This is a genomic window from Methanospirillum hungatei, assembly GCF_020216685.1.
GTDB classification, from domain to species: Archaea; Halobacteriota; Methanomicrobia; order Methanomicrobiales; family Methanospirillaceae; genus Methanospirillum; species Methanospirillum hungatei_B.
Genome location: NZ_JAIWNS010000090.1, coordinates 1 through 10,000, shown reverse-complemented (window position 1 = coordinate 10,000; position 10,000 = coordinate 1). Strand labels below are relative to the sequence as shown.

Below are 10,000 nucleotides of genomic sequence, written 5' to 3'. Positions count from 1 at the left end.
TTTCACAATATTTATTATGATATTTTGTCAAAGTATCGTTGAACACACGAAGGTGTAGTATGGTTGTAAAAGTAGGAATTGCAAAACTCGGAAATATTGCCAGTGGCGTAATGGCAGAACTTCTCCTCGATGAGCGTGCAGACCGTGAAGACATGCAGACCTTCATGGCAACATCCGGTACCAAGCTTCAGCCTGAAGATATCGACCGTGTTGTTACCAACATGAAAGCATGGGGCCCGGACTTCTGTATCGTCGTCTCACCAAACGGTGTTCTCCCAGGTCCAAAGGGCGCACGTGAGGCACTTGCAGCTGCAGGTATCCCATGTGTTGTCATAACCGACGATATCACCACCAAGAAAGAAGAATGGGAAGCACTCAAGGCAAGCGAATTTGGATACATCATCATGAAGGGAGACTCCATGATTGGTGCACGCCGTGAATTCCTTGACCCCATCGAAATGGCTGACTACAATGGAAACCTTATCAAGGTGCTCTCCGTAACCGGAGCATTCCGCAAACTTCAGGTTGCCCTCGATGAAGTCATCGACCAGGTAAAAGCAGGAAAGAAGGGCAAGGACCTTGCACTCCCCAAGCTCGTCATGACATCAGACAAGGCTGTAGAAGGAGAATTCAGCAACCCATATGCATATGCCAAGGCACGTGCAGCATACGAAATCGCGCAGGCAGTAGCCGGTGTTAATGTCAAGGGTTGTTTCATGACCAAGGGCTTTGAGAACTACACCCCAATCGTTGCATCAGCACACGAGATGATGCGCCAGGCAATGCTCCTCTGTGAAGAAGCACGCGAGATGGAAAAGGCAACTGACGCTGTCATCCGCAAGCCACACAAGAACGATGGAACCCGGGTTGCAAAGAAGACCCTCATCAGCAAACCAGAGTAAAGTAAAACACCCTCATGGGTTCTTTTTTTCCCTGATTATTACGCACCATTATTCGTACGCCAGAGCCCACCGAGATCTTCCGGTAAAGTCAGAATGACCGGTTCAAGGTGAAGTTTCTCCATGAAAGCCGTATCAGAGGTTGAAAGGGAATTGGGATTTATGCGTGCTATGAGGATGGCAAATGCAGAAAAGAACTCACGTTCATTCTCCTGCCCGAAGAAAACTGATAAATTCCAGGCACCATGACCGATATCCTGATAGAAATCAAGAACACGGACTAGATCATCAGAAAATAAACGAACCGATTTTTTAAAATCTGACACGGTTACACCGGGAAGGACACACCGTATCTCCTTTTCTCCGACCGGAACAGGATGAGCATACCAGAAAAGGTTCAATCCATCCAGAAATCGTTTCGAGGGTGCTTCATAAGAACAGAGATCAGACCACCAGGACCGGGCATGCTTCTGAAAATAATCCCGTGAACCCTCAATATACTTCAGTGGAAGAGTATCAGGAACAGGATCAACAAGACCCTGGAGATGAGGGTGAGGAAGTGATGCACCGGCGGAGGGGAGAAAATTCCAGTTTATAGAGACATATCCGGATCGGTTTTCCAGTATCTGTATCTGGGCCATGAGCGCATCATGAATCTGATCACGGGTGAAGGAGCGGGGCTGGTGCTCCCTGGTCATCACCGTGACAATATGATATGATGCGAAGGGATAGAGGTTCGGGAATGTTATACTCTCACCAATCATCAGACGGGAACCATCAGGAAATACCGGCGTTACTTCAGTTACAAGACCCTGACAAAAGGGACACCCTTCCGAGGAATAAACTGGAATATCAGGGACTCCGATACCGCGTTTTAAGCGCTCCGGACAGATGCGTGCTCTCATGCCGGTGAGAGAATCAGTCCTGAACTCAATAAATCCGCTATCGTGTTCATGGCGACTGGTCAGAAACATTTCATCTTCCCAATATCCCCTATGAAGATATCAGTTTTGCCCTGATCCAGAAATGAATGACTCAAAGAATTATCTAACAATATGACCGGCTCAGGGTTTTTAAAAAAAAGATATGGTATATGGTTACACGACGTACTTGCCGAGAAGACGGATGGAGTTTACCATATCCGGACCAAGTGGTGAACCAAAGATGATCTGGGTAACACCAGACTTTAACAGGTCCTCACACTTCTGCTTGACAGTGTCCGGGTTTCCTGCAATGGTAAATGCGTCAATGGTTGCATCATCGACATTCTCACCTGCGGTCTTAAAGTCAAACTTTGCAAGTGCTGCCTTGATGTTGGCAACCTTAGCAAGGTCGAGTCCATGGCGCTGGAGGAGGGGTTCTGGTGATCCTGCGGCGATGAAAGCTGCAACAATCTTTGCTGCGTTCCGTGCCTTCTTCTCATTCATGTCGATAGACATTGCAGTGTATGCACCAATGTCAAAGCCCTTCTTGCCTACCTTCTCACAGGCTGCCTTGATGATTGGGATGGCAACGTCAAAGTCCTTCGGGTTGGATGCGTTAATCAGGGCGCCGTCTCCGATGGTTCCGGCAAGTTCAAGAACTTTTGGTCCCTGGGCCCCGATATAGACTGGAATTCCCTTCTTTCCAGGAAGGCTGACACCGGTGAGCTTTGCGCCATCGTAGTCAAAGAACTTCATCCCACTCTTCTTTACTTCTTCTCCGCCCCAGAGTTTGCGCATCTGAACAACTGCCTCCTCGAGACGACCGACCGGCTTCTCAGGGTTGATGGCTAATTTTGGAAGGGTTGAAAGGTCACCAGGTCCGATACCCATGACTGCACGGCCATCAGAGATCTCATTGAGGGTACATGCAAATGAAGCCATTGCAGCCGGAGTGTCGGTGAAGGCGTTCATAATTCCCGGACCCATCTTCAGGGTGGTGGTTTCCTGTGCAATTGCGGCAAGGGTCGGGTAGCAGTGGCGGTTGTTATAGTGGTTGGTGATCCATGCAAAATCGATATCTTTCGATTCTGCAAGCTTACAGTAGTTGACTACCTGCTTGACGGTAATGTTTCCCGGAACGAATTCTATTCCATAACTCAAGGTTAACACCTCATTTCTGTATTAATACCCATACCGGTAAAAATATTATCATTTGATATTGGATATTTTGAGATTTTTTGCCGGTCAAGAGGGAAAATCAGATAAAAGTGACCCAGTCATTGAAAATTTTACTGCAATATTCTGGATAACGCATCGGTTTCTCTCAGATAATCGCACATTATGTGGATATCTCACCTACAGGAATCAGGAACACTTGTATCAGATGAACAGAATACATATACACAGATCCTCGTGAGCAAGTACGGGCGTGATATAACACTATGAGACTGCTGATTCTCGGGCTTGGGACTGCAGGAAGTAAGATAGCAGACGCAATTATCCGGCCATCTGGTCACTCCGCACGGTGTTCAGACCTTCATGCCATTGCTGTTGACAATGACCCTGAAGTTCTTGAGCATTTTACTCATATCGGAGAGGAGGCGAAATTTTACTTTCCTAAGGATGATATCGAAGCCCCGGAATTACTCACCACCAGATTTACCATCGATGAAGTAAAGTCAAAACTGAAAGGATTTGATGTTGGTATACACGATGCCGTCCTGATATGTGCAGGGCTTGGAGGAGGACTGGTCAGTCTTGTTCCACACCTCGTCTCGATTATCAGGGAGACAATGTTTGAACCTGTCTTTGCCCTGGTCACCATCCCTACAGAAGATGAGGGGGAATCACGTCTGATCAGGGCCATGAAGAACCTGCAGATGATCCGGCCCCTGGTTGACGGAGTCATCATCTTTGATAATCAGCTCTGGCTTGACAAGGCACGGGGAGAACTTGCAGAAACGACCCTTGAGCAGCGGTCCGTCGGAATTACTGAAAAGTTCTGGATTCCTGGAACACCTGAAAAGAGAAGTATCGAGCCATATGATCTTGTTAACCGGCATATTGCGCGAAGGATCCGGTTACTGGTGCATGCAGGGGAGATACAAAAGGGTGTTCCTCAGACTGTCCTGGACTCCCGCGAGATACTCAATACCATCACCGGCATGTCATACATCACCATCGGCCTCGCAGAAGAAGAGCTCCCGGAATATGGGAGAATCGGCATTCTCAGGCAACGAAGCGAAACGCGTGTCGGGAGACAGGAGCGGGCTGCCCGCATAGTCAAACTTGCAGAAAAGGCAGTGTTCCGCGACATCTCATCATATTGTGATTTTTCAACCGCAAAAAAGGCCCTCATCCTGTTATCAGGCCCGGAAGAAGAGTTGTCCATGAAAGGATACATGGCCGTAAGAAAATGGATAGATGAAAGTATAGAGGGGTTTGAGATGCGGGCAGGGGATATTCCGGTCTCATCCAGACAGTCAAACCGTGTTTCAGTTCTTATCGTCTTCTCAGGTCTGAAGACCGTCACCAGAGTTCAGGAGCTTTATGAGCGCTTTGGACAAAAAAGAGATGAACGTGAGTAATTACCGATCTACGACACGTGAAAAGGGGATTGTACCGGCACCAATCTCTGTCTTTAATTTATAGCCTGCTTCCACGGCGGCACCTATCGAATTCATGCCTGAATATGACACCAATGAAATTCGGTGAGGATCGGTGAGCAGATTGAAAATCCTCCCCTTTCCCATCATAAGGGGAAACCGAAACCCGCAGGTCTGCATCTCCTGAATGAGCATTTGACCGCGCTCTTCTGCAGCACCCGGGATCTGCCTGACATTTGCCAGCAATATTCCTGAGCCTGTGTTGATATACTGATTGATAGAAGTAAGGCCAGCTCCGAGGAAGAGCTGAAGAGAGTCGACCGTTGAGCCCTGATACCCGATAATATTCATAAACCGAACCGGTTTTGTATCCTCTATCAGAATTGTCCCGCCATAGGCTACCTTTACCGGGATGCCATTATGCTGGAAAACACCGTCCATGGTAATGCTGCAGACAGTCAGAATACCGGTGTGACCGGAAGGTACCCGTGGATCCCGGTCGATTACCGAATATCCGGAGAAGAAACTACATCCTGCATCCCTGACTTTGTCAAACATCTGTGTTACTGGCTCAAGTATTTCATCAGGGACAATGGTGAGATTATATGCTACATCCCCGGTAGAGGTCGCCGGATCAAAGGTACTTCTAAAGGCGAGCCGTTCAAGTTTTGATATAACAAACCCTATCCGATCGTCTACAAGAGCACGATCAGTCTCCATGATCCCGGATGGGGTGAGAATCCGTCCCTGATTACCAACCTTTTCAGTAAAACCCCGGGTATCAAGATACCGGAGATAATACTGAACCGCACGGTCTGTCATCACATAGCCACGTTCTGCCAGCATTTCAGACAGACGTTTGGCACCCATCGGTTCCTGGTGTTCCTTGAGGATGCGAAGTATTTCGATGTATTTATGCTCGGTCTTGATCATCGTGCTGTTACCACCCCATGACTGTCCTGATACCTGCCAGAATACCCGGCACCAGGTGCGTCTACCTGTTGAAAGACCATCTGCACTATTCTGTCGCCTTCCTGCACTGATACATCTTCTGTTCCACAATTATACAGACATAAGGTGAGATGACCGCGAAAGCCTGGATCGACAAACCCTCCACTGATAAAAATTCCGCGCCGTGCATATGAGGAACGACACCGGAGTGTGGCTGCAATATCAACAGGAAGTTCAACCCATTCCTTACTTGCAAGAAGCGTCATCATATTCCTCCGGATGACAGAAGGTTCTGATGCTCGCAGATCATAAGAGGCGGGTTGCTGACTCTCTTCTGCATAAGGCCTGATAATAATACCTCCTTCTTCAGCAGATAACTGGAGACGGGCACGAATTGACTGCGATGACAGGATCATATCCTACAGGTGGGAGAATAAAGATTATCAGCCTATGGATTGTAATTCTGAGGGGATCCATAGGGTAGCGGATATCCTACCGGGCTTCGGACCCGGAGACGTGGGTTCGATTCCCACTGGATCCGTCTCTTTTACAACGATTTTCTTCGGTTGCTGTGACTTCTTCTGCGAGGCCGTTGTCTTTTTGAGAAGAACATAAAAAGGCCTGCACCGGCAATAAGGAGAATCAATGCTGCTGCCACAGGGATGAAGGGAAAGGGGGCAGAGGAACCAGTGCTGACCGTGGCCGGATTATGAAGCACTATGGTATTTGGGTTCGTTTCTGTATTTGCAGATGTTGAATTGGGATAGTATCCCCCTTTTTCAGCTTTGATACGATACATTTTCCCTTCAATTGCTGCCAGCATGCATGTTCCGTTCAGATCCGTCACACATGAATTCAGGGTTTCCTGGGCATCTCCAAGAAGAAACACTGACACTTCCCCTAGCGGAGCGCCATACGCATCAATGACCTTCGCTTCAAGGTCAATGAACTCGCTTTCAAGGACTACTACGAGTTCACCGGTGTCTTTCCCGGGAGTAAAGGTCAGGGTATTTTTTTTATAGCCATCCCGGTTCACGATGAATTCATAAGGCCTTATCTCAAGTGACGGGATCATCAGCCTGCCAAATTCATTGGTATCACCAATCATGATCCCATCCATCTGAACCGATGCATTGGACAGGGGCTTTTGATCTCTGTTATACACTGACACAAAAATAGTGGATTTTGCCTTTACCAGGGGAAAATCGACCACCTGATCCTCAAACGAGATGGTTCGGGAAACATGGGACGGCTCATACCCGTCGGCAGAGATATCAAAAATATGTTCGACATTTCTGCTAATATTTGAGATGAGGATCCCCCGATCATTCGTTGTCCCAATCTTTATCCCATCAGCCTCAATGTGAGCTGACTGAATCGGATATGAACTCACAGAATCCAGTACTCGAATTGAGATTCTGTCATTTCGGACAAGAGCATACTGGACTGTTGTTGAATCCCCCCCGGTTACAACGGTATCATGAGTTGCCTGAAAATTCGGGGCATTGATCTCAAGGGTGTATACCTGATCTGCCCGCAGACCAAGAGAGGCCTTCCCTTCAAACCCGGAACGGGCCTCATGCCTGAAACCATCCTCACTGGTCACAACGATATATGCATCCTGCACAGGTATGAGCGTGTCAGCATCAAATACCTCCACATGGAGCGTGCTGTTTCGGACCAGAAGCGGAACCAGAATCGCAGTATCATTCTCTGCCGGTGATCCGGTCCATTCAGTATAGCCCCCCTTTACAACCCTGATATTTGGCAGATGTCCTTCAAAACTCAGGTTATATGCGCCGTTCACATCGGTCTTTCCTGCAATTTTTCCATCTGCATAGATTATTGCTTCAGGTATCAGCACAGTTCTGTCAGACTGCTCAAATACAATAACCATCACCGAAGAGCCGGAAACAAGGCACAGTGACAGGACCAGACAGAGACTGACGATACATACAGCGGAAAAATGCATACCTGATATAGTGTGTTGGTGGTTCAATAAAAAAAGGATACGTACCCGTTATTCAAGATTTCTGGATCTGCCTGGTACCCACTCTCTGACATTTGGGACACGGTCGATAAGCATACCCTCAACCATAACCGGCCTGAGTCTTCGTGCTTCCTCAATTGCTTTTTCAAGTCGCCATTTCCGGTCTGCATAGATCGTGAAGATGGGGTCACCTTTCGAGAGGCTGGTGCCATGTTTAGCATGAAGATAGAGCCCTGCTCCATGATCTGCTGGCGCACCTGCGGTCCGTGCAATTGTAATCAGGGAATGATTGTTCAGATCAATAACATACCCGGTGCTGTCTGCACGGACCGTGTAGAAATGCTCTCCCACGGTAATTTTTTCCGAGCTTACATCAGGTGTTCCACCCTGGACTGCGATGATCTCTAGGAATTTTTTGAGTGCCTTTCCTGACCGCAGTATCTCAAGGGCCAGGTTTGCCCCCTCACCTCGGTTTGCTTTTCCTGCAAGTTCCAGCGCAATACCGGCGATTACACAGCTCTTCTGAATAAGTGACCGGGGGGAATCGCTCCCCTCCAGAACACTGAGTGCCTCCTTAATCTCAAGCTTTGGCCCTATCGCCCGGCCAACCGGGGCATCACCATATGTCAGAGCACACTCAACCCGCATGTTGAGCCGTTCTCCAAGATCAATGAACTGCCGTGCAAGTTTTCTCCCTTCTTCTATGGTATGCACCTTGCAGTATTTTCCGACCGGTATGTCGATGGCAACGACATCTGCACCTACTGCAAATTTTTTTGCCATGACACTCGCAATCATCTGACCGATCTGATCAATCTTAAACGGGTACTCCTGAATGATGATCTTATCATCAGCAGGTGCAATATTCGTGGCACCACCCCAGACGATCACCCCACCGGCCTTTATAGTCATCTCCTGGACTTCTGATGCACTAAACTCTACCGGAGCTAGAACCTCCATAAGATCTGCTGTCCCTCCTGCTCCGGTAATAGCCCGTGAACTGGTCTTGGGTATTAAAAGGCCGCTTGCAGCAATGATAGGAACGACAATGAGTGATATCTTATTGCCAGGAACTCCCCCGATTGAATGTTTATCAACGATTGGTCCGGCATGGAATGAGAGCTGGTCACCGGTCTCAACCATGGCACGGGTAAGTGACTCAATCTCATCCATGTCCAGTTGATTGATATAGGAACTTACCACAAAAGCGGTAATTTCACTCGGGGAGAGCGTATCCTGAACAATATCAGCAACAATGGCCCTGATATCTTCACGGGTCAGTTTCTCTCCTTCCATCTTCTTTTTTATATAATCAAGAGAAACCGGACGATCTGCAACCCTGACCTCGACAACCTCATTTTCGGTCAGGGTCAGTTGCTCATTCGTATGATGGTACACGCCAATACGGCCCTGGTCGATGAGCGTGCCAGTTGTCTCCACATAATCTACGGTTGCCTTGCCCGTAACCGGAGAAGAGATGACGATTCTGTCACCCGCAAGCACTCCGAGCGATTTTGCATCAGTATGATGTAAGAGAATTCCCCGTGCAGCAATATCCACCAGTCGGACGGTAAGTCTCATACCCGGTATATACAGCCTGATCCTATTTATGGCCGTAGGATTTGGATATACAGATTTGAAAAAAAGTGGGTGTTAGTTGGTTTAGTTCCGGCGCATTACAAAGAATGCGACTGCACCAAGACCTGCAAGGGCAACCAGTGCACCAAATCCTGGGGACTGCTGGGTCGGCTCAGGGGTTGGTGGAACGGTGGTTGGTTCAGGGGTTGGCGGAACGGTGGTTGGCTCCGGAGTCGGGGTTTCATTGACTACCGGTGCTTCTGTTGGTGCAACAGTTGGTGCAACGGTCGGGATTGCTCCAGCCTCAACAACGTTGAAGAGTGCAGTCTCGACAGTGTTGGTGGTCACACCAGAGACACGGACGATGTACTCATCCGGCTTGAAGGTGCTTGCATCAACATTGAATGCCCACTTGTTCAGACCGTCAGTGCCCTGCTGGACCTTGACAGTTCCGGTTGCACCGCTGAATTCACCACTCTGTGACTTGTCGGTCGGCTTGAATGAGGATGAAGTTACCTCGACAAGCAGATCATTGTCGTCATACATGAGATTGGTGGTTCCGGCGATCTCGAACTTGGATCCTACAGCCTGCTCACCGATCGGGTTGATGGTGATCTTGGGCTCCTCAACGAGGAACTGCATCTTGGTGTAGGTATCGTCTACCATTGGAGAGTTGATTGCCTGGATAAGTGCTTCAGCAGCGTCAGTTCCCTGAAGTGCTCCGGATCCGCCAAGCTTGAATACCTGGGAGTTCCGGGTCGGGTAGGAACCATAGACGTACTGTGGCTCGAGCGGGTTGTCTGGATAGACATCAAACTCGTTGTTGTACATCGGGTGCTGGACAACGACGAAGTACTGTCCTGCATAGAGGGATGAGGTTGTTGCACTCTTGATCTCGTGCTCGAATGACATGTCATCGTTCACGGATTCAGTTGCGTAGAGAACCTTGTTCTTTCCAAGAATCCAGATTGCGACACCCTTGGACGGGTCGCCTTCTGCAGTACCACGGAGGTACATCTTGTCACCCTTTGCAACAACACTTGCTGAAGCGGT

General features: G+C 48.5%; 9 protein-coding genes and 1 tRNA gene. 3 read left to right on the top strand and 7 right to left on the bottom strand.

Features of this window, described 5'->3' with window-relative positions:
- Window positions 1–59: 59 nt before the first annotated feature.
- The gene (locus LDL35_RS05465) at window positions 60–902 is read left to right on the top strand and encodes a F420-dependent methylenetetrahydromethanopterin dehydrogenase (RefSeq protein WP_304020239.1); all 843 of its coding nucleotides are present in this window, start codon (window positions 60–62) and stop codon (window positions 900–902) included.
- 38 nt (window positions 903–940) lie between these two features.
- Here LDL35_RS05465 and LDL35_RS05460 read toward each other — a convergent pair whose 3' ends face one another.
- Together LDL35_RS05460 and LDL35_RS05455 are read right to left on the bottom strand one after the other, a co-directional pair.
- On the bottom strand, window positions 941–1,873 hold the full coding sequence (locus LDL35_RS05460) for a galactose-1-phosphate uridylyltransferase (protein WP_304020238.1): 933 nt from the start codon (window positions 1,871–1,873) through the stop codon (window positions 941–943).
- A 123-nt stretch (window positions 1,874–1,996) separates the two neighbouring features.
- Window positions 1,997–2,983: a 5,10-methylenetetrahydromethanopterin reductase gene (locus LDL35_RS05455; RefSeq protein ID WP_011449220.1), complete on the bottom strand. Its 987-nt coding sequence runs from the start codon at window positions 2,981–2,983 to the stop codon at window positions 1,997–1,999.
- Between the two features lie 281 nt (window positions 2,984–3,264).
- Here LDL35_RS05455 and LDL35_RS05450 point away from each other — a divergent pair, with 281 nt between their 5' ends.
- A complete protein-coding gene (locus LDL35_RS05450; protein ID WP_304020236.1) occupies window positions 3,265–4,410 on the top strand; it encodes a tubulin/FtsZ family protein in 1,146 nt (381 codons plus the stop codon).
- Here the strand turns inward: LDL35_RS05450 and LDL35_RS05445 are convergent, their stop codons facing one another.
- Both LDL35_RS05445 and LDL35_RS05440 read right to left on the bottom strand, forming a co-directional pair.
- Complete coding sequence (locus LDL35_RS05445) at window positions 4,411–5,361, bottom strand: DUF128 domain-containing protein (protein ID WP_304020234.1); 951 nt, start codon at window positions 5,359–5,361, stop codon at window positions 4,411–4,413.
- Window positions 5,358–5,795, bottom strand: coding sequence for a dCTP deaminase (locus LDL35_RS05440; RefSeq protein ID WP_304020232.1), 438 nt, complete (start codon window positions 5,793–5,795; stop codon window positions 5,358–5,360). Before LDL35_RS05440 ends, LDL35_RS05445 begins: the two co-directional genes overlap by 4 nt.
- A 53-nt stretch (window positions 5,796–5,848) precedes the next feature.
- Between LDL35_RS05440 and LDL35_RS05435 the strand changes: the two genes are divergently transcribed.
- Window positions 5,849–5,920, top strand: a tRNA-Arg gene (locus tag LDL35_RS05435).
- Window positions 5,921–5,926: 6 nt separating this feature from the next.
- Here the strand turns inward: LDL35_RS05435 and LDL35_RS05430 are convergent.
- The 3 genes from LDL35_RS05430 to LDL35_RS05420 all read right to left on the bottom strand — a co-directional run.
- Window positions 5,927–7,351 (bottom strand): carboxypeptidase-like regulatory domain-containing protein, encoded by a 1,425-nt coding sequence (locus LDL35_RS05430; protein ID WP_304020231.1) that lies wholly within the window; start codon window positions 7,349–7,351, stop codon window positions 5,927–5,929.
- 48 nt (window positions 7,352–7,399) lie between these two features.
- Window positions 7,400–8,950, bottom strand: coding sequence for an AMP phosphorylase (locus tag LDL35_RS05425; RefSeq protein WP_304020229.1), 1,551 nt, complete (start codon window positions 8,948–8,950; stop codon window positions 7,400–7,402).
- An 81-nt stretch (window positions 8,951–9,031) separates the two neighbouring features.
- A partial coding sequence (locus LDL35_RS05420) for a PGF-CTERM sorting domain-containing protein (protein WP_304020228.1) occupies window positions 9,032–10,000 on the bottom strand: 969 nt, incomplete at its 5' end.

Coding starts and splice junctions, on each gene's coding strand:
- LDL35_RS05465 (WP_304020239.1), top strand. CDS start 60: ATGGTTGTAAAAGTAGGAATTGCAAAACTCGGAAATATTGCCAGTGGC.
- LDL35_RS05460 (WP_304020238.1), bottom strand. CDS start 1,873: ATGTTTCTGACCAGTCGCCATGAACACGATAGCGGATTTATTGAGTTC.
- LDL35_RS05450 (WP_304020236.1), top strand. CDS start 3,265: ATGAGACTGCTGATTCTCGGGCTTGGGACTGCAGGAAGTAAGATAGCA.
- LDL35_RS05445 (WP_304020234.1), bottom strand. CDS start 5,361: ATGATCAAGACCGAGCATAAATACATCGAAATACTTCGCATCCTCAAG.
- LDL35_RS05440 (WP_304020232.1), bottom strand. CDS start 5,795: ATGATCCTGTCATCGCAGTCAATTCGTGCCCGTCTCCAGTTATCTGCT.
- LDL35_RS05430 (WP_304020231.1), bottom strand. CDS start 7,351: ATGCATTTTTCCGCTGTATGTATCGTCAGTCTCTGTCTGGTCCTGTCA.
- LDL35_RS05425 (WP_304020229.1), bottom strand. CDS start 8,950: ATGAGACTTACCGTCCGACTGGTGGATATTGCTGCACGGGGAATTCTC.